Annotated in this window: 19 protein-coding genes and 1 pseudogene; 4 read left to right on the forward strand and 16 right to left on the reverse strand. The window is 65.0% G+C overall.

From position 1 onward, the window contains the following. Positions 1-14: 14 nt before the first annotated feature. From ACZY0R_RS03130 to tnpC, 6 genes are all read right to left on the reverse strand, one after another. Entirely contained in the window at positions 15-374 is a 360-nt protein-coding gene (locus tag ACZY0R_RS03130; RefSeq protein WP_488857080.1) for a phenol hydroxylase subunit P4, read from the reverse strand. 39 nt (positions 375-413) lie between these two features. Next, entirely contained in the window at positions 414-1,928 is a 1,515-nt protein-coding gene (locus tag ACZY0R_RS03135) for an aromatic/alkene/methane monooxygenase hydroxylase/oxygenase subunit alpha (protein WP_488857081.1), read from the reverse strand. Between the two features lie 41 nt (positions 1,929-1,969). Then, a complete protein-coding gene (locus ACZY0R_RS03140; protein WP_035866715.1) occupies positions 1,970-2,242 on the reverse strand; it encodes an MmoB/DmpM family protein in 273 nt (90 codons plus the stop codon). 10 nt (positions 2,243-2,252) lie between these two features. After that, positions 2,253-3,248 carry an aromatic/alkene monooxygenase hydroxylase subunit beta gene (locus ACZY0R_RS03145; RefSeq protein ID WP_488857082.1) on the reverse strand — a complete coding sequence of 332 codons (996 nt, stop codon included), beginning with the start codon at positions 3,246-3,248 and terminating at the stop codon, positions 2,253-2,255. 66 nt (positions 3,249-3,314) lie between these two features. Further along, positions 3,315-3,533 (reverse strand): phenol hydroxylase subunit, encoded by a 219-nt coding sequence (locus ACZY0R_RS03150; protein WP_488857083.1) that lies wholly within the window; start codon positions 3,531-3,533, stop codon positions 3,315-3,317. Between the two features lie 559 nt (positions 3,534-4,092). Continuing rightward, complete coding sequence (gene tnpC / locus ACZY0R_RS03155) at positions 4,093-5,505, reverse strand: IS66 family transposase (RefSeq protein WP_488857084.1); 1,413 nt, start codon at positions 5,503-5,505, stop codon at positions 4,093-4,095. A 336-nt stretch (positions 5,506-5,841) separates the two neighbouring features. Here tnpC and ACZY0R_RS03160 point away from each other — a divergent pair, with 336 nt between their 5' ends. Then, on the forward strand, positions 5,842-7,176 hold the full coding sequence (locus tag ACZY0R_RS03160) for an IS110 family RNA-guided transposase (RefSeq protein WP_488857085.1): 1,335 nt from the start codon (positions 5,842-5,844) through the stop codon (positions 7,174-7,176). Continuing rightward, positions 7,173-7,316, forward strand: a complete 144-nt coding sequence (locus ACZY0R_RS03165; protein ID WP_488857086.1) for a hypothetical protein — start codon at positions 7,173-7,175, stop codon at positions 7,314-7,316. The genes ACZY0R_RS03160 and ACZY0R_RS03165 overlap by 4 nt, the downstream gene beginning before the upstream one ends. A 164-nt stretch (positions 7,317-7,480) precedes the next feature. Here the strand turns inward: ACZY0R_RS03165 and poxR are convergent. Then, positions 7,481-9,181: pseudogene (gene poxR / locus ACZY0R_RS03170) on the reverse strand (phenol degradation transcriptional regulator PoxR); the annotation flags it as partial. Between the two features lie 176 nt (positions 9,182-9,357). On the opposite strand from poxR, the gene ACZY0R_RS03175 reads away from it, so the two are divergent. Both ACZY0R_RS03175 and ACZY0R_RS03180 read left to right on the forward strand, forming a co-directional pair. Then, positions 9,358-10,314 (forward strand): patatin-like phospholipase family protein, encoded by a 957-nt coding sequence (locus ACZY0R_RS03175; RefSeq protein ID WP_488857087.1) that lies wholly within the window; start codon positions 9,358-9,360, stop codon positions 10,312-10,314. An 81-nt stretch (positions 10,315-10,395) separates the two neighbouring features. Continuing rightward, a complete protein-coding gene (locus ACZY0R_RS03180; RefSeq protein WP_488857088.1) occupies positions 10,396-11,613 on the forward strand; it encodes a CaiB/BaiF CoA transferase family protein in 1,218 nt (405 codons plus the stop codon). A 90-nt stretch (positions 11,614-11,703) separates the two neighbouring features. On the opposite strand, the gene ACZY0R_RS03185 is transcribed toward ACZY0R_RS03180, so the two are convergent. The 9 genes from ACZY0R_RS03185 to sufC all read right to left on the reverse strand — a co-directional run bounded on the left by ACZY0R_RS03185 (position 11,704) and on the right by sufC (position 18,744). Then, positions 11,704-12,357 carry a peroxiredoxin gene (locus tag ACZY0R_RS03185; protein WP_035862536.1) on the reverse strand — a complete coding sequence of 218 codons (654 nt, stop codon included), beginning with the start codon at positions 12,355-12,357 and terminating at the stop codon, positions 11,704-11,706. Between the two features lie 166 nt (positions 12,358-12,523). After that, positions 12,524-13,750 (reverse strand): polyhydroxyalkanoate depolymerase, encoded by a 1,227-nt coding sequence (locus tag ACZY0R_RS03190; protein WP_488857089.1) that lies wholly within the window; start codon positions 13,748-13,750, stop codon positions 12,524-12,526. A gap of 106 nt (positions 13,751-13,856) precedes the next feature. Then, positions 13,857-14,057, reverse strand: a complete 201-nt coding sequence (locus tag ACZY0R_RS03195; protein ID WP_488857090.1) for a DUF2905 family protein — start codon at positions 14,055-14,057, stop codon at positions 13,857-13,859. Positions 14,058-14,236: 179 nt separating this feature from the next. Continuing rightward, positions 14,237-14,557 (reverse strand): Rieske (2Fe-2S) protein, encoded by a 321-nt coding sequence (locus ACZY0R_RS03200; protein ID WP_488857091.1) that lies wholly within the window; start codon positions 14,555-14,557, stop codon positions 14,237-14,239. A 1-nt stretch (position 14,558) separates the two neighbouring features. After that, positions 14,559-14,927 (reverse strand): SUF system Fe-S cluster assembly protein, encoded by a 369-nt coding sequence (locus tag ACZY0R_RS03205; protein ID WP_488857092.1) that lies wholly within the window; start codon positions 14,925-14,927, stop codon positions 14,559-14,561. A 4-nt stretch (positions 14,928-14,931) separates the two neighbouring features. Further along, entirely contained in the window at positions 14,932-15,381 is a 450-nt protein-coding gene (sufU, locus tag ACZY0R_RS03210; protein ID WP_488857093.1) for a Fe-S cluster assembly sulfur transfer protein SufU, read from the reverse strand. Then, positions 15,381-16,649 carry a SufS family cysteine desulfurase gene (locus tag ACZY0R_RS03215; protein ID WP_488857094.1) on the reverse strand — a complete coding sequence of 423 codons (1,269 nt, stop codon included), beginning with the start codon at positions 16,647-16,649 and terminating at the stop codon, positions 15,381-15,383. The genes sufU and ACZY0R_RS03215 overlap by 1 nt, the downstream gene beginning before the upstream one ends. Continuing rightward, entirely contained in the window at positions 16,646-17,977 is a 1,332-nt protein-coding gene (gene sufD, locus ACZY0R_RS03220) for a Fe-S cluster assembly protein SufD (protein ID WP_488857095.1), read from the reverse strand. The genes ACZY0R_RS03215 and sufD overlap by 4 nt, the downstream gene beginning before the upstream one ends. Next, positions 17,974-18,744, reverse strand: coding sequence for a Fe-S cluster assembly ATPase SufC (sufC, locus tag ACZY0R_RS03225; protein ID WP_488857096.1), 771 nt, complete (start codon positions 18,742-18,744; stop codon positions 17,974-17,976). Before sufC ends, sufD begins: the two co-directional genes overlap by 4 nt. Positions 18,745-18,799 lie beyond the last annotated feature (55 nt).

The raw sequence follows: 18,799 nt of genomic DNA on the forward strand, positions 1-18,799 counted from the left end.
GCCACGGCGCCGGCTTAGCTGCAACTGCCGTCGATGCCGTCCAGCCCCGGCGTGCGGAAGCGGATTACTGCCTTGTGGCCCAGGCCGTTCTCTTCCAACGTGCGGTCCAGCTCCGGCTGCCAGGGCGCGTTGCCGCGCAGCCATTCCACGCGGCTCCAGTCGATGCGGGCAAAGTCGGGGTGGTAGCCGTACACGCCGGGTAGCACGTTCTCCACGACATCGCGCAAACGCATCGACGGCGGAAAAGGCAGGCAATGCGGCGCGCAGAACAGCAGGTGGCGGTCCCAGCCGATGTACAGCAGGCGGTTGCAGTGGAACACGGCCTCGCGATCGGCCGGTTCGAACTCGTAGGGGCCAATGGATACGACGGACATGGTGGTCTCCTTATCTTCTGTCTCTTGTCGGTTGCGCGCTCAGGCCGCCGTGTCGGGCACGCCCTTCCAGGTACTCCAGTTCTTCTGATCCTGCGACCCCTCGAAATCGAGGTTGTCCGCGCCGACGTTGATGCGATACCACTTGAGCACATCGTCCAGCGAGGCGCCGCCGCAATTGCCCTGGTAGATCTGGTGCACGGGCAGCCAGGCCTGGGCGTACTTCTGCGGCTCGCCGTCGAAGATGTCCTTGCAGCCATCCGAGCAGAAGTGGAACTGCATGCCGTGGTAGGTGCTCTCGCGGTAGCAGGTCTGGGTGGGATCGTCAGGCTCCGAGAACACCATCGGGATCTGGCAGGTCTGGCACAGCATGGGCAGCGTTCCGTTATAGAAGCGCTCGCCTTCCTGTTGGCGTTCCAGCCAGTAGTCGAGACGCGGCTTGTAGTAGCGCGCGAAGGTGTCGGGATACTTCTCCGTCAGCCAGGCCATTTCGTCCTGCTTGGGCACCCAGGTATGGAAGCCGGCCGCGGCGGCGTAGTTGTAGAAGGTGCCCCAGGCCTCGTGGGTGATGCGGTCCTTGGTCTTGGTGGCTACCTCGTGGTACTTGGGCATGCGCAGGCCGTAGCGCTCCAGGTCCTTGAACAGCGCGCCGCCGGCCTGCTCGAAGTACATCTCCCAGGCTTCGGCCCACGACATCACGCGCTTGGGCAGCATGTAGTCCATCATCATGCCGACCAGCGTGAGCAGGCGGAAACCGCGCCAGAACCATTTGTCCAGCCACTTCTGCAGGATCGGGATATTGTCCGGGTCCTGCTGGCACAGGAACTTCACCACCTCCAGGCCCAGCGTCATATGGCGCGATTCGTCGGACTGCGCGGAGAAGCCGAACGTCACCGTAGCCATGTCGCCGTTGTAGGCCGCGCCCGACATGAAGGGCATGAACAGCAGGTTGGTCAGCACGTACTCGAAGGAGAACGAGATCGCGGTGATGAACTCGAACGGCCCGGCGCTCATGGCGTCCTCGAAATAGGACTTGGGCACGGACAGGTACCAGACCCGGTCGTGCATGTGCTGCCACTCGCCGAAGCCGTTGAAATACTTGTTGTAGACCGACAGCGTATGCATCTGGGTCTGGGCATGACGCAGTTCGTCGATCGACTGCATCTGCGCCGCGACCCGCGCACCGGCGCCGCGGAAGTGCCGCCCGAGATGGGCGTAGCCGCGGTGCGCCGCGTATTCCAGCGGGGTCACGCCGGTCAGGAACAGGCGCAGCGCATTCAGGTAGCGCGGGTCCGAGACGTTCAGGTGGCCGTTGTTCTGCACGAAGGAGTCGATGATGGCGTACAGCTTGCGCTCCTTCTCAGACTGGTATTTCCAGTAGGCGTCCATGGTCATGCGGAACGGGTCTTCCCACTTGTCCCAGTCGTGGATCTTGATGCCCTCGTACTTGTCGTAGGGAAAGACCTTGTCCATCGGCTCGTAGGTGGTTTCCCAGCCGAGGTCGCGGGTCATCGTCGCGTACTTTTCCCGCAGGTTCAGCTTCTTGCGTGCGTCCATGGTGTTCTGTCTCCGTTTGTCTTTGCTGTTGGCTGGCCGTCTCAGGCGTTCCAGTGCAGGGTGAAGGCGTCGTCGTCTTCGTCGATATTTCCCGACAGCGAAATCAGGTTCAGGTGGATCTCCTGCAGGTCCCACTCGCGGCCGAGCTTTTCCGACACCAGTTCGCGCACGATGGTCAGGTGGCCCGGCGCATCGATCTTCACCATGGCGGGAAACTGCGACACCACGGCGTGCGGGTTGGCCTCGGTGATGGCTTCGATGATGGGACGGGTGTCGTCGTTGCTTTGCAGCGCGATATAGACGTTGGCGGTCATGGCGGGCTCCTCAGGCGGCAAGGCCAAGCTTGTTCAGGCGTACGTCGAACTGCTCCAGGCACAGCACGACCACCTGCTCGCCACCTTCGCCCAGCAAGGTGTCGGCCACCGGCACCAGCGCCTCGGCCACCTGCGCGCGCGCGGCGCGAGCCCAGCCGGACAGCAGCACGCGGTTGGCGTCGGATTCGGCGGCGGCGGTCTGCACCACCGAGTCGACCCAGCGCGCATGCTCTTCGCGCCAGTCGTTCATGAACTCGGTCAGCACCGCCAGCCCGGTGCCGCAGGCGCGGACGATGGCGGCGTCGGCGTGCTGGTACACCATCGGGTAAAGCAGGCCGTCGAGCACCAGATTCTGGGTGACGAAGGTCTCGAACCAGTCCTCGATCACGAAGCTGCGCTCGACCATCCGGCGCATCGGCTGCCACGCGCCGTTCTCCATCCAGGCCACCTTGGCGCGCTCCAGCGCCACGCCGGTATTGCCGTCGAGCAACATGCCGATGCGCGTCAGGTACTGGGCGATGCCGAGACGGTCCATCGCGCAGTAGGTACAGGCCTGCGTGATGGCCGTGCCCCAGCCGTAGTCGGCGCAATAGAAGTTGTTCATGTTGGCGCCCCACTCCACATGGCGCAGCGGCAGCAGGCCGTCCGCCAGGCGGTCTTGCCATTCGGCGGGCAGCGCCTGCAGCAAGCCGCGCTTTTCCACGAAGGCGAAGCTCTTCTCGGTGGCGTCCTGCTGGCGGCCGCGCGCCGTCACGTAAGCGCCGTAGAAGTACTGGCGCGGGTCCTTGAGCGCGTACCAGTCTTTCATCACGATGGCCGTGCGGCGCTTGTCGTAGATCTCGTACTGCGGATCCCAGGTCGGGCGGTAGTGGAAGTTGACCTCCGACTGCACGTCGTAGGTTGCCTCCTGGTAGCGCGAGGCGGGCTTGTCGCCGAAGCGGCGGGCCACGTGGCCGTAGGTCTGGCGCAGTGGCTGGATCTGCTGGGTCTTGATGTCGACTTGCATCGCTTTGGTCTCCTGGGTCTTGCTGTTTTCTATTTGGGGGGAACGGGTGCGCGCGGCCTGGCGTGCTCAGTCGCCCTGGCCGGCCACCGGAGTTTCCGGGGGCAGGAAGCGCACGTGGTTGACGCTGCAGAAAGCCTCGAACATCGGCTCGGGCATGATCAGCTCGACGTTGAGCTCCGGGTCGGACACGCTGAAGGCGAACTGTACGAAGCCTTCGGGTGTGCGGCCGCCGACGCGGACGTAGCGGGGCGTGGCTTCAAACAAGGGGACCGACTGGTTGAACATGGCGCTGCTCCTTCGCTTGGCTTGTATGGCCTCTATTGCGAAGAGCGTGCCAGCGGGTGCAAATCACGACGGCACAAGGGGCCCTGGGAATCTTGCCGGACCGGCTTGCGCGTTTACCCGAAGCGATGCCCGCGCCACAGCTCTCTCAATTGATGAAGATGGCGGCGACATTTGATCAATTGATCAAATGTCGCGCCGGGCGGTGGTTTGCGGGAGTCGGCGGAATCGCGCGGCGCTGCAGCAGTGATGGGGACGGGGGGAGGTTAGAGGTAGGAGGGGGAAGGGATTGCAGGCGCATGCGGCGCAACAACCGGGTTGGTCACTTGCCTGGGGTGTGGATTGCTGACTGCATCAAATGATTAAATGGCTTTTGGGTAGTGGCTGGTGGGTGGCGCTGTTCGTTTGAGCGGCGTTGGTTTTTGCACCCAACAGCCGTACGACGTCCCGCTGTTGGGGTGGTCGGTGTTTTTTTGGGCGGCGATGGTTATTGCACCCAAAAGCCATACGACATCCCCCTGCGGGGGACGCCGGTCACTCTTCTTTGCCTCGGCGTAACTATTCAGCAGCCGGGGATAGGCGAAGGTGGGCAGCCAGAGAAGGTGCAGGTCAAAGCCGTGAAGAGCTCACGCTGCTGCTTGCGCAGCGTGGCGAGGTAAGAGCGGATGGTGCAAAACGCCTGCAGCCCATGTATGACGCGGAAGCCTCCGGAGATCTTCTGTTTGAGCTTGGGCATGCGGATATCCCGTTCGGCTTGGTTGTTATCGAACGGCACACGATGATCGGCGATGAAGCGCCACACCTCGGTCGCATATCGCTGGAGGCGAGCCAGCAGGTTGTAGGCGAAGGACTGTTTGGTCTTGCCGCGCGGGTCCAGGGCTGGATTCCGTGCCTGCGCAGGATTGTCCTGCTGTCCCTGCGCGATCAGCGCCTCAGCGCGGCGCCGGTAGTCGGCCAGGCGTGCTGGCGCCAGGCTGGTGTTGCCCCGCGTCAGATTGTCGTCGGCTTCGCGCTTGGCCTGGCGTAGCAGGGTGATCATGTCCTGAGCCCAGGTCTGTTGGGTGGTCTCCCAAATGTAGATGAGTTCGCGCAGATGATGCGCGTTGCACAGCGCGTGCTGGCACGCGTAGTCGGCATAAGGGCGCCAGCCGTCATGCACGGCCACACCGTCGAAGGCAGGCAAGATGTTGAAGCTATCCAATGCCTCTTTGCCACGCTTGGCGTGCGGGCCATACCAGGTCAGCCATATTGTCGAAGCGCTATGCAGCCACTGCTGCTTGCGCCCAACCCGCATGCCTGTCTCATCAAAGTGCACCACCGGCTCGGCCAGGATCGCTTGACGGATCTGATCAATTGCCGGTGCTAGCGCGCCGGCAGCCTCGTTGATGAAGTTTTGAATGGTGCCCGTGCTCACCGGCAGATCGAACAGATCTCGCAGGGCTTGTGCTGTACGGTCGATCGGCACTTGCTGGTACTGCGTCAGATAGACCCCCGCGGCTTTGACCCGAGGGCCATACTGCGCCGCCTGGCTGACCCCGCTCGGGAACTGGCTGGTATGGGTCTTGCCACAGCGGCACTGGGCAACTTGCACACGATGCTCGATCACTTCAAAGCGGATCGCGGGCAGATCAAACACTTGGCGGCCTTGCGGCAGCACGGTGACCTGATCTGCCGCAATGGCACTGCCGCAGACGTCGCAGCGCTCGGGCACCGGGTGCGTCACCGTGTGATCAGGGTCCTGCACCCGCTTGAGCGTCCTGCCCGGATGGCCGGGCTGACCACCCGGCGGGTTCGTGCCCGGCTCGCGCAGCGACTTCGGCTTGCGCTTCAGGCCGTCGGTCGAAGGCGGCTTGCTGGAGTTGTGGCTATCCTTCTCCAGCTTCGCCTCAAGCGCATTCAGCCGCGTCACCAGCTCAATGATGAGCGCGTCCTTCTGCTCTGGCGTCAGGTCGTTGAGGCTGGGGATCTTCGTCATGCGTAGCACTATGAAGCACTTCGCATCGGTTTACAACATCTGCTGAATAGTTACGCCTCGGCAAAGAAGACTAACGAGCTTGCCAAGCCCATGCCTGTGCCCGGCGTTCGCGAAGAAACGACTATAAAGGGGAGCGGCAGCGCTGCGATGACCGACAAGCCATTGGTGCGAGCTCGCGGCGATCGGCCTCGCTGCTGGGTGAGCCCGCTAACGAGCCTGCTCCGGGAATCGTCGGCGACAGTGGCGAGCGGCGTGAGCCGCATCCCGTTTGAGAGATCGAGTCGAATTCGACGCTTCCCATGGCGCTGCCGTTCATCAACGAGGATGGAGCAAGCCATGGCAATGCGCAAGCGAGACGACGAGGTGTTCCCGAACGCGGCGGGGATCGATATCGGGGCGTCGAGCCACTGGGTGGCCGTGCCGCGGCATCTGGCCGAGCAAGCTGGCTGCGAGCCGGTTCGCGAAGTCGGCGCGATGACGGACGACCTCAACGCCATGGCCAACTGGCTGCTGGCATGCGGGGTGGACACGGTGGCACTGGAGTCGACCGGGGTGTACTGGATCCCGGTGTACGAAGTGCTGGAGCAACGCGGGCTGAAGGTCTGGCTGGTCGATGCGCGGCAGATGAAGTACGTGCCCGGACGCAAGAGCGACGTGCAAGACTGCCAATGGCTGCAGAAGCTGATGAGCCTGGGGTTGCTGCGGGCGGCCTGGCGTCCCGGCGACGAGGTCTGTGTCGTGCGCGCGGTGGCCCGCCAACGCGAGGTGCTGCTCATCGAGCAGGCCAGTTGGGTGCAGCGCATGCAAAAGGCACTGGTGCAGATGAACCTGCAGCTCACCGAGGTGCTCAGCGACGTGATGGGCATGACCGGGCAGGCCATCATCCGCGCCATCGTGGCCGGCGAGCGCGACCCGAAGGTACTGGCCCGGCACCGTCACAGCCGCGTCAAGGCCAGCGCCGAGGAAGTCACCCGGGCGCTGACGGGTAACTGGCGCGAAGAGCATCTGTTTGTACTCGCTCAGGCGCTGGCCATGTACGACCACATTGCGCGGCATCTGGCCGAGTGCGATACGAGGCTGCAGGCCTTGCTGGGCAAGTTGGGCCACAGCAAGATCGACGTGGGCAAAGTCCCCCGAGCCGGCAGCAAGCTGCGTGCCGAATTCGATGTCTGCCAGGTCATGGCCAACTGGGCGGGCGTGGACCTCACGCGCATCAATGGGCTGGGCGCGACTGCGGTGCTGAAGATCCTCTCGGAGATCGGCCCGGACCTCAGCCGCTTCGCCAATGTCAAGCACTTCTGTTCGTGGCTGGGCCTGTGCCCCGGCACCAAGATCAGCGGTGGCAAGGTGCTGGCCTCGGGCACCAAGCGCTCGGCGAACCGGGCGCGCCAGGCATTGAAGTTGGCCGCCATGAGTCTGTCGCACAGCGACTCGGCGCTCGGCGCGTTCTACCGCCGGCTGTGCGCCCGCATGGACAAACCGCGTGCCAATACCGCTGTCGCCCATAAACTTGCGCGGATGGTGTACTTCATGCTGACCCGCGGCGAGGCCTTCGTCGACCAGGGCCAGCAGCACTATGAAGAGCAGCAGCGCCAGCGCAGTATTGCCGCCCTCAAACGCCGTGCCGCGGCCCTCGGGTTTCAGGTCAATCCGGTAGAGGTGGCCGCATGAACACAGCCACCTTCACTTCTGTTTCTCATGAGGGTCAGCAGCACTATGAAGAGCAGCAGCGCCAGCGCAGTATTGCCGCCCTCAAACGCCGTGCCGCGGCCCTCGGGTTTCAGGTCAATCCGGTAGAGGTGGCCGCATGAACACAGCCACCTTCACTTCTGTTTCTCATGAGCCAAAGGCCATCGTCGCTCAAAAAAACACCGACCACCCCAACAGTGGGACGTCGTACAGCTGTTGGGTGCAAAAACCAACACCAATCAAAGGAGCAGCGACCAACCCCACCCCAAATTACCCCCCCTCCCCCCCCCCGCCCCCCCCGCGTCTTCCACCGATACGCCAACTGCGGCCGCGTAATCCCCAACAACCGCGCCGCCTGACTCATATTACCGTTGGCGCGTTGCATCGCCGCTTCCATCAACACAGTCTCGACATCGCCCAGCGCGAGCTGCTGCTCCGCCATATGGTCGAGCAGCCCGTGCACCGCCGCTTCGCGCAGTTCCGGCAGCGTGCCCCTGACGCCCAGGCGCGGCGCGGTGTCCATCACCTGCGGCGCGCTGCTGGGCAGGAACAAGTGGTCCGCGGAAATCTGCCCGCCGTTGCTGGCCAGGATCACGCCGCGCTCGATCACGTTTTCCAGTTCGCGGACATTGCCCGGCCAGTCGTAGCGCCTTAGTTCCGCCAATGCGCGGTCGGTGATGCCGACGATCTTCTTGCCGTGGCGCGCGCCGTAGCGGGCAACGAAGCGCTCTACCAGCAGGCGGATATCGTCGAGGCGCTCGCGCAGCGGCGGGATGGTGACGGGATAGACGTTGAGCCGGTAGTACAGGTCCTTGCGGAAGGTCCCTTGCTTCACGGCTTCGGCCAGGTCTACGTTGGTGGCGGCCACCAGCCGTACGTCTACCTTGCGCGGCTCGGTACCGCCCACCCGCTCCACCTCGCCTTCCTGCAACACCCGCAGCAGCTTGGACTGCGCCGACGCCGACAGCTCGCCCAGTTCGTCCAGGAACAGCGTGCCGCCATGCGCCCGCTCGAAGCGGCCGGGGCGCGACTGGTGGGCGCCGGTGAAGGCGCCCTTCTCCACGCCGAACAGCTCGGCTTCGATCAGTTCATCGGGGATCGCCGCGCAATTGACGGCGATAAAAGGCTTGTCAGCCCGCGCGCTGACCGCGTGCAGCGCTTGCGCGAAGCGCTCTTTGCCGACGCCGGTCTCGCCCAGCAGCAGCACCGTCACATGGCTTGCGGCGGCGCGCTGCAACAGGCCCCAGGCAGCGCGGAACCCGGGCGCGCTGCCCACCAGATCGGCGGGCTTGCCGTTGTTGCGCTGCAGGGCGCGCAGGTGCTCGACCTCGCTTTGCAGCTCCAGGATGGTCTCGATCACCGGGTCGGGCTGGTAGAGCTTCAGCACCTCGGCGCCGTCCTCCCACGCTTCCGGCGGCTTGCCGACGATGCGGCAGTGATCGTGGCCGCAGGCGATGCACTCCACCTCGCGGTAGAGGATGGTGCGGCCCATCAGGGCCGAGGTATAGCCCGTGGCGTAGCCGATCTGCATCCAGCAGGCCGGCTCGTCGACGATACCGAACAGCTGGCGGTGAACGTCGCCTTCGAAGGAGTCCTCCCACAGGAATTCGCCGTCGTAGATGCCGGCGGCGATGTCGATATCCACCTTGACCGGGGTCACGCGCACCACGCCTTCGATGGTGTGCAGGCAGGGCCCGATCTCCAGCAGGCCGAAGTCGCTGTCGCCGGGGCGCAGCTTCTTGGCCAGCTCCGCGTCGCGCATGCCGGAATGGAAGCCCATGCGCATGAACAAGCCCCGCGCGCGCTCCATGCCCAGGGTATCCACCAATTCCTTGCGCAACGCGCCCAGCGCGCCGGTGTGGATCAGGATCATGCGCTGCTCGTCCAGCCAGATGGAGCCCTCCTCCATGGCAAAGCGCAGGCGCCGCGCGAGATTGGCCAGGCCATCGCGCATGGTGGCCGAAAACTTGTCGGTTGAACTGCTCATTGTCTCCTCTCTTGGCGGCCTCGAAATCTTGGCGCGCACGTGCTTTTTCTGGCACTGTATGCACATTATGTGCCATCGGCGCCCTCCGCCCGCGGCAGACGCCTGTCGCGCAGGCGAAATGTCGCCTATGCTTCCTTTACTGGATTCCCCTGCGCTTTCGCACTGCACCACAGACCATGGAAAAAACCGCATTTGTCTTTGCCGGCGGCGGCAGCCTCGGCGCCGTCGAGGCCGGCATGCTGCGCGAGCTGGTGGCGTGGGGCATCAAGCCCGACTTCGTCGTCGGCGCCTCCGCCGGCGCCATCAACGGCGCCTACTATGCCTGCAACCCGCACGTGGCCGGCACTACCCAGCTGGAAACGCTCTGGCGCGGCTTGCGCCGCGCCGAGGTCATGCCGTGGTCGTGGCGCAGCCTGTTCGGCATGTTGCGCGGGCAGCGCGCCCATCTGGTCGACTCCGCCGCGCTGAAGCGCCTGCTGTCCCGCCATTTCGGCGACATTCCGCTGGAGCGCGCCGAACTGCCGCTTTATGTGGTCGCCACCGACATGCAGACCGGCGCGGAGGTAGTGCTGTCCTCCGGCAGCCTGGTCCAGTCGGTGCTGGCCAGCGCCGCCATCCCCGGCGTGTTCCCGCCGGTGGCGCTGGGCGGGCGGCAACTGATCGACGGCGGCGTGGCCAATAACACGCCGATCTCCACCGCCATCCGCCTGGGCGCCACGCGCGTGGTGGTGCTGCCCGCGGGCTTTGCCTGCGCGGCGCGGCGCGAGCCGCGCGGCCCCATCGACCATGCCTTCAATGCGCTGTCGCTGCTGGTCGCGCGCCAGCTGGTACAGGACCTGGAGCGCTGGGCGGACCACGCGCATATCTCGGTGGTCCCGCCCTTGTGCCCGCTCGACGTCTCCCCGTACGACTACACGCAGTGCGGCACGCTCATCGACCGCGCGGCCGCCGCCACACTGGCATGGCTCAACGCCGACGGGCTCAGCAGCCGGCATATCCCCGGCGCGCTGCACCCGCATTCGCACGACGAAGCCAACCCGAGTTGCGACTTCGATCCGAACCAGGCGGCGCAGCACGAGCACGGCCAGCACAAGTCCCACGCCGGCCACACCCACGCTTCCGCCTCGCCGTAAGCCGGCTTCCGCACTGGCGAATTGCGTGCACGGCAAATCCCGCGAATGATGCGGGATCTCTACTTCCCGGATGGCAGGCACATGAGCGCAATTCTCGAAGGCATCAAGATACTCGACCTGACGCGCGTGGTAGCGGGCCCGTGGGCCACGCAGAACCTGGCCGACATGGGAGCCACCGTCTACAAGATCGAGAAACCCGGCGACGGCGACGACACCCGCAAGATGGGCCCGTTCCTCACCGACGCGCAAGGCGCGGCCACCAACGACTCCGCCTTCTACCTCGCCTGCAACCGCGGCAAGCAGTCGCTCACCATCGATATATCCAAACCCGAAGGCGCCGAGCTGGTACGGCAACTGGCCGCGCGCTGCGATGTGGTGGTGGAGAACTACAAGGCCGGCAGCCTGAAGAAATATGGGCTCGACTATGAGTCCATCCGCGCGCTGCGCCCCGATGTGATCTATTGCTCAGTCACCGGTTTCGGCCCCGATGGCCCCTACGCCGCCCGCCCGGCCTACGACTTCATCCTGCAGGGCATGGCCGGGCTGATGAGCACCTGCGGCCAGCCGGACGGCACCCCCGGCGGCGAACCGATGCGCACCGCCATCCCCATCACCGACATCCTCACCGGCCTCTACGCCACCGTCGCCCTGATGGGCGCGCTCTATCACCGCCAGGCCACCGGCGAAGGCCAGTACATCGACGCCGCCATGCTCGATGCCTCGGTGGCGGTCAATGGCCACCTGGCGCTGGGCTACCAGATGACTGGCAAGCTGCCCCGGCGCGCCGGCAACACCAACCCGGTGGCCGCGCCCTCCGAAGTGTTCGCGTGTCGCGACGGGCACCTGATCATCGCCTCCGGCAACAACGGGCAGTTTGCCGCGCTGTGCAAGCTGCTTGGCTGTCCGGAGCTCGCCGCCGATCCGCGCTTCGCACAGAACGTTGACCGGGTCGCCAACCGGGAGACCTTGCGCGAAGCGATTGCCGCGCGCGTTGCCGGGCGGGGTTCGGCTGAATTGCTGGAAACGCTGGAGCGTGCCGGCGTGCCTGGCGGGCCCATCAATGAGCTCGACGAGGTGTTCGAGGATGCGCAGGTCAGGCATCGCGGGTTGCTGGTGCGGTTGCCGCATGGGCGGGGGGTGGATGCGCCCAGCTTGCGCAGTCCGCTGCGGTTTTCGGCCACGCCGGTGGAGATGCGGTGCCCGCCAATGCTGGGGGAGCATACGGAGGGGGCCCTTCGGGCGGAGCTGGGGCTGGGTGAGGTCGAGTTGGAGGGGTTGAGGGAAAGGGGGATTTTGTAGATAGACTGGTACACCCTGACGGCCCGCTTCGCATCACGTGGTTGGGGAGGCCCTGGCGGGCCCACCCACCCACGTGGCGGGTGTCTTGCCTTACTTCGGCTGCGCCACTACCCGCAGGTACGGCTTGAGCGTCTTGAATCCTTGCGGGTACTTCTTCTTTGCGTCTTCGTCTGATACGGAGGTGGGGATGATCACGTCGTCGCCCGGCTTCCAGTTGACCGGTGTGGCTACCGTGTGTTTTGCGTTGAGCTGCAGGGAATCCAGCAGGCGCAGCACTTCGTCGAAATTGCGGCCCGCGCTCATCGGGTAAACCAGCATTGCCTTGACCTTCTTGTCGGGCCCGATGAGGAAGACCGAGCGCACCGTGGCGTTGTCCACGGCAGTGCGCGGGCCACCACTCGCGTTCGGGTGAATCATGTCGTAGAGCTTGGCGACCGTGAGGTCGACGTCGCCGATCATGGGATAGTTGACGGCGTGGCCCTGCGTTTCCGCGATGTCCTTGACCCAGTTCTGGTGGTCGCTGACGGGGTCCACGCTGAGCCCGATGATCTTGGTATTGCGCCGGTCGAATTCCGGCTTGAGGCCGGCCATATAGCCCAGTTCGGTAGTACAGACCGGCGTAAAGTCCTTGGGATGGGAGAACAGGATCGCCCATTTGTCCCCGATCCATTCATGGAAATTTATCTTGCCTTCCGTGGTATCTGCCGTGAAATCGGGGGCTTCGTCACCGATGCGAATCGACATATTCAGTCTCCATGTGATGGGTGGGTGCAAATCTACGGAAGGCCGACGATTGCGGCTGCATCCCGACGCTACGCTGAGGCTGCAGGCGTCTAGCCCAGTATAGTGGGCTGTGACCAGAAACAAGTATGGAAACAAGCGGCGCAAACGCTGCTCGGGTACAAGGGCGCTAGGCGTACTCCCGGATCAGGTCGCGGACCACGGGATACACCTCGGTCCGCCACAATTGCCCGGAGAACAGCTCATAGTGGCCGCACTGCGCCGCCGTGAGCTGCCGCCTGTGGCTCGGCGCGATGCCGCTGCACAAGTCTTGCGCCGCGTGGGTCTGGCCGCGGCCGGAGATGTCGTCCCGCCCGCCCTCCACGGTGAGCAGGCCGATGTCGCGAATGTCCCGGGGACGCACGGCGTGGCCCTGCACGCTCCAGTTGCCGCGGGCTAGGCGGAACTCCTGGAACACGATGCGGATGGTATCCAGGTAGAACTCCGCCGCTATGTCGAGCACCGAGTTGTACTCATCGCAAATGCGCCGGTGCGCCGGCGCATGCTCGGCATCGCCGTGCACCAGGTCAATGTAGTAGTCCCATTGCGCACCGACCATGCGCGCCGGATGCGCCATAACCAGGCCGGCATGCTGCAGGAAGCTGGGGTACACCTTGCGGCCCGCACCAGGATAACGGGCCGGCACCGTGCAAATCAGGTTGCTCTCGAACCACGCCAGCGGCTGGCGGGTGGCCAGGCGGTCCACGGCGGTCGGGTTGCGGCGGGCATCGATCGGGCCGCCCATCAGCACCAGGCTTCTTGGCACCGGCTCGCCGGCGCTGGCCAGCAGCGATGTCGCCGCCAGCGCCGGCACGGTTGCCTGGCAGACGGCGAGCACGTGCAGGCGCTGCCCGCCGATATGCCGGATGAACGCCTGTAACTCGCCGACGCAGTCGTCCAGGCGGAACGGCCCCTCGGCCGCGGGCACGTGACGCGCATCGCGCCAGTCCGTTACATAGACCTCATGAGCGGGCAGCAGCATTTCAACGACTTCTCGCATCAGCACGGCGTGATGGCCGGCCAGCGGCGCGCACACCAGCACCGCCGGCCGGCGCTCCGGCGCGGCGGCCGCCTCGTGGGCGAAACGCAGCAGACGGCAAAATGGCCGTTCCAGCACGACCTGCTCGTCCACTGCCACGACGCGGCCGTCCGCATCGAACGCGGTGATGCCGAAGGCGGGCTTCCCATAGGTCTTGCCCAGCCGGTAGAGATACTCATAGCCCGCAGCATAGCAAGACGCCCCAGGGACATGGGCGAACGGGCTGCCGGGGTCAGTGAATGCGTTCGTGGCCTGCGCGGCCCACGCTGTCCACGGCTCGATCAGCGAACGCTGGTACTCGATGAACTTGTACAGCATAGAGGTATGGGCTCGAGGAAGAATGCGCGGGAAGGTCTTTCAATATATGCCGGACCAGCGCATGCACAAGGCCGAACCGCACCACAGCCCAAGACGGCGCCCCGCTTCACCGGCCGATCAGCCAAAGAATGAACGACACCGCCGCGCTGACAAGCAGCGAGGTGGTGATCGGAAGATATAAGTGAAAGTGATGCCGATGGATAACGATATCCCCGGGCAAGTGGCCGAGCCCGAGCCCGGACAGCAAGGGCCAGAGGAGTCCTCCAGTTACCAGGATCAGGCCAAGGACGATAAGCATGCGCGACATGGACGGCCTCCGCATGATGGTTAGTGCACGACATCCGCTCGCGCTGGCGTAGCGTGGCGCGGGACTGTCGACTGTCAACGGGAGATGCTGCCGGCGAAGTAAGGCATGGATGCGGTGCTGCCCGGAGCGCTGAAGAGGGATCTGGGATTGGAGAAGATGCACGGTGCCCCCTATTTCCCCTATTCCCAGCGGTCATCCTTGACCTGCACCCTGCCGCCTGCGACCCGGACCGGGAAAATCGCCACCGGGTCGTACGCCGGCGGGGACAGCGCCGCCCCCGTGGTGAGGGAGAAATGCGCGCCGTGGCGCGGGCAGACGACTTCCTCGCCTTCGACGTCGCCGCCACACAAAGGCTCCGACTCGTGGGAACACATGTCCTCGACAGCGTAGTAGCTGCCGCCCACATTGAATACCGCGACCTGCACGCCGTCGACGTCAACGGTGCGGCACGTCCCGGGCTTGAATTCGTCGGCCAGGGCGACATCGGTCCATTCGCTCATCTCAGAGCAATCCCAGTTCCAGCCGCGCCGCCTCGCTCATCCGCTCTCGCGACCAGGGCGGATCCCATACCAGTTCAACGTCGACTTCGTCCACACCGCCAATTTCCATGATGGCACTCTCGACCACGCCGGGGAAGGTCTGCGCCACCGGGCAGCCCGGCGCGGTCAGCGTCATGCGGATGCCCACCTTGCCGGCGGCTTCGTCCACGGACAGGGCATAGACCAGTCCCAGGTCGTAGATATTGACCGGAATCTCGGGGTCATAAACGGTGCGCAACGCCTCTATCACCCGCCCCTCCATCGTATCGGGGTCAGGCTCGACCTGGTCTTCGTGTGCCTCGGCCTTGCGCAGCCAATCGATCATGCTCATTGCGTCACTCCGTTGATACCGGCTGGGTGCTGCCGCGCAAGGCGGCCTGCATGGTATGCCAGGCCAGCGTCGCGCACTTCACACGCGCCGGAAACGCCCGTACGCCGCCCAGCACTTCCAGCTTGCCCAACGGTGCGCTGGCCTGCGCCGGGCCGGATCCGGTCACGAGCGCATGGAAGCCGGAAAACAACGCCTGCGCCTGCGCCTCGGTCTTACCCTTGATCGCGTCGGTCATCAGCGACGCCGAAGCGGTGGAGATGGCACAGCCGGATCCCTCGAAGCTCGCATCCTCGATTACGCCATGACTGATCTTCAGGTACAGCGTCAGCCGGTCACCGCACAGGGGGTTGAACCCCTCGGCGCTGCGGTTCGCACCCGTCAGCCGCCTGCAATTGCGCGGAGAACGGCTGTGGTCGATCACGACTTCCCGGTAAAGATCGAGCAGATCGGACATCAGGCAAATACCTCCCGTGACTTGCGCACGGCACGGAACAGCGCATCCACTTCGTCCCGCGTGTTGTATAGCGCAAAGGACGCCCGCACCGTGGCAGGCACGCCGAACCGCTCCATCACGGGCATCGCGCAGTGGTGGCCGGCGCGGACCGCCACGCCTTCCAGGTCGAGGATGGTGCCGGCATCATGGGGATGCACGCCATCCAGGACGAACGAGAGAATGCTCGCCTTGTCCGCGGCCGTGCCGATGATGCGCAGGCCGGCAATCTGCGCCGCCTGCCCGGTGGCGTAGGCGAGCAGCGCGTGCTCGTGGGCCGCGATGGCATCCAGGCCTATTGCGCTCACATAGCCGATCGCGGCGCCCAGGCCGATCACGCCGGCAATATTGGGCGTACCGGCCTCGAACTTGAAGGGCAGTTCGTTGTAAGTGGTCTTGCGGAAGGTGACCTCGCGAATCATGTCGCCCCCGCCCTGGTAAGGCGGCATGGCATCGAGTAACGCAGCCTTGCCGTAGAGCACGCCAATGCCGGTGGGGCCGTAGAGTTTGTGCCCGGAGAATGCGTAGAAATCGCAATCCAGCGCCTGCACGTCAACGTTGAGGTGCGGCACGGCCTGAGCCCCGTCGACCAGCACCGGAATCCCCCTGGCGTGCGCCAGTTCGATGAGGTACCGCACCGGGTTGACCGTGCCAAGGGCATTGGAGAGATGGGTCACGGCAACCAGCCTGGTGCGAGGGCCAAGCAAACGCTCGAATGCCTCCAGCAGCAGTTCGCCCGCGTCGTTGATCGGCGCCACCCGCAGGATGGCACCGGTGCGCTCGCACGCCAGTTGCCACGGCACGATATTGGAATGGTGCTCCATCGCGCTGATCAGGATCTCGTCCCCGGGCCGCAGGCTCTGCCCGTAACTCGCCGCCACCAGGTTGATCGCCTCCGTGGCACCACGCACGAACACGATCTCCTCGCGCCGGGCCGCGTTGATCAGGCCTCGCACGGCGTCGCGCGCTGCCTCGTAGGCATCGGTCGCGAGTTGGCTCAGGGTATGCACGCCGCGGTGGATATTGGCATTGAGCGCGGCGTAGTAACGCGCCTCGCAGTCGATCACGCTCTGTGGCTTCTGGCTGGTGGCGGCGTTGTCCAGGTAAACCAGCGGCTTGCCGTTGACCGTCTGCCGCAGGATGGGGAAATCCCGGCGCAGCCGCATGACGTCCAGGCCAGCGGCCGGTACCGCGCGCTCCAGGGCCCTGAGTTCATGCGCGGCAGTGTTCATGTCAGCGCCTCCACCGGTTCCGGCAAATGGCCGCGCAACAGCGTTTCCAGCCGCGCGCGCAAGCAGGCCAGGCCCAGCCGGTCGACCATCTCCGCGGCGAAGGCGAAGGTCAGCAGGGCCCGCGCCGAGGCATCGTCGACCCCGCGCGAACGCAGGTAGTAGATCTGGTCGGGATCAAGCTGGCCTACGGTGGCGCCGTGGCTACATTTGACGTCGTCGGCGTAGATCTCCAGTTGTGGCTTGGTGTCGACTTCGGCGTTCTCCGACAAGAGCAGGTTGCGGTTGGACTGGTGCGCATCGGTATGTTGGGCATCGGGATGCACCACCACCTTGCCGTTGAACACGGCGCGCGAGGCGCCGGCCAGCACGCCTTTATAGAATTCGCGGCTCTTGCCATCCGGCCTGGCGTGGTCGATGCGGGTGTGGTGGTCGATATGCTGCCGGCCGCCGGTCATGTACAGCCCATCGAGCGAGCATTCGGCGCGCTCGCCATTCAGCCCGACCTGGATGTCGGCCCGCGCCAGGGCGCCGCCCAGGGCGAATGCACTGGAGGTGAAGCGGCTGCCGTGCCGCTGGTCCATATTCACGCCGGCGATGTGAAACGCCTTGAGGCTCTCTTGCTGCACCTTGTCATGTTCGACCTGCGCGTCACGCGCGGCGACGATGTCGGTGACGCTATTGGTGAAATAACCGAGGCCGTCCACCCCCACGTGGTGTTCCACGATGCAGACATGGCTGCCTGCTTCCGCCATCACGAGATTACGCGTGTGGGTGACCAGTTCCGGCTGAGTGGCAATGAACAGCAAGTGGATCGGCTGGTCGGGAGCAGTGCCGGCGGCCAGGCGGATATAGGCGCCATCGGTCATGAATGCGGTGTTCAAGGCAGCGAAGCCGGACGGGTAGTCGCTCATGCGGCGGCAAAGCAGCGCTTCCACAGGCTCCGGTGCGCGCTCCAGCATGGCGGCGAGGCTGACGAGTTCAACCCCTGCCGGCAGCACCCCGATGCGCGACCATTGCGGCTGGAGGCGGCCATCGACGAATACCATCAGGTGCGCGCCGGGCAGGGCGAGCGTCTCGATCCGCGCGGCCAGGGCGGCGTCCGGCTGGTCGCCGGACCGCGCCGGCCCCGCGGCAAAGCGGCTTCTCTCGATCGCGGCCACGCTGGTGTATTTCCAGTCCTCGTGGCGAAGCGTCGGAAACCCGGATTGCGCGAAGTGTTCCAGCGCCTGTTGGCGCGCGCGCGCGAGCCAGGGCAGCCGCCGGCCGGGCAATACGGCCTCGACGCGGGCAAACTCTGCAAGATAGTGTTCCACACCGGTTGCGCTCATGCCGAGGCCTCCGCGCCGGTGAAGGCCGGCGCCTCCATTCCCGCATAACCATGACGCTCAAGTTCCAGCGCCAGTTCGGGCCCGCCAGACCTGGCAATGCGGCCCTGTGCCAGCACGTGCACGCGATCCGGCACGATGTAATTAAGCAGCCGCTGGTAGTGGGTAACCAGCACGATGGCGCGTTGCGGACCGCGCATGGCACCGATGCCGCTGGCGACGACCTTGAGCGCGTCGATGTCGAGGCCGGAGTCGGTCTCGTCGAGAATGGCAAGCCGGGGCTCCAGCACCGCCATTTGCAGGATCTCGTTGCGTTTCTTTTCGCCACCGGAAAAGCCCTCGTTCACGGCGCGGTAAAGCAGGCTTACGTCCATCTCCATGAGCCTGAGTTTGTCCTTGACCAGCGCGAGAAAGTCCATGGCATCCAGCTCCGGCTCGCCGCGATGCTTGCGGATCGCGTTGAGCCCCGCCTTGAGCAGATAGATGTTCGAGACGCCCGGAATTTCCACCGGATACTGGAAGGCAAGGAAGACGCCCGCGCGCGCGCGTTCTTCGGGCGGCATGCCGAGCAGGTTCGCGCCGTCGTAGAGGACTTCGCCTGCGGTCACGACGTAACGGTCACGTCCGGCCAGCACGTGGGCAAGGGTGCTCTTGCCAGAGCCGTTGGGGCCCATGATGGCGTGCACTTCGCCGGCCTTCACGCTAAGGTCTATGCCGCGCAGGATGGGCTTGTCGTCGACTGAGACGTGCAGGTCGCGGATTTCAAGCATGGCTGGCCTCTTGCTCCGGTGTGATTCCAATACGGCTCCGAGGCAGCGCGTCCCG

Source organism: Cupriavidus sp. F041 (genome assembly GCF_057814235.1).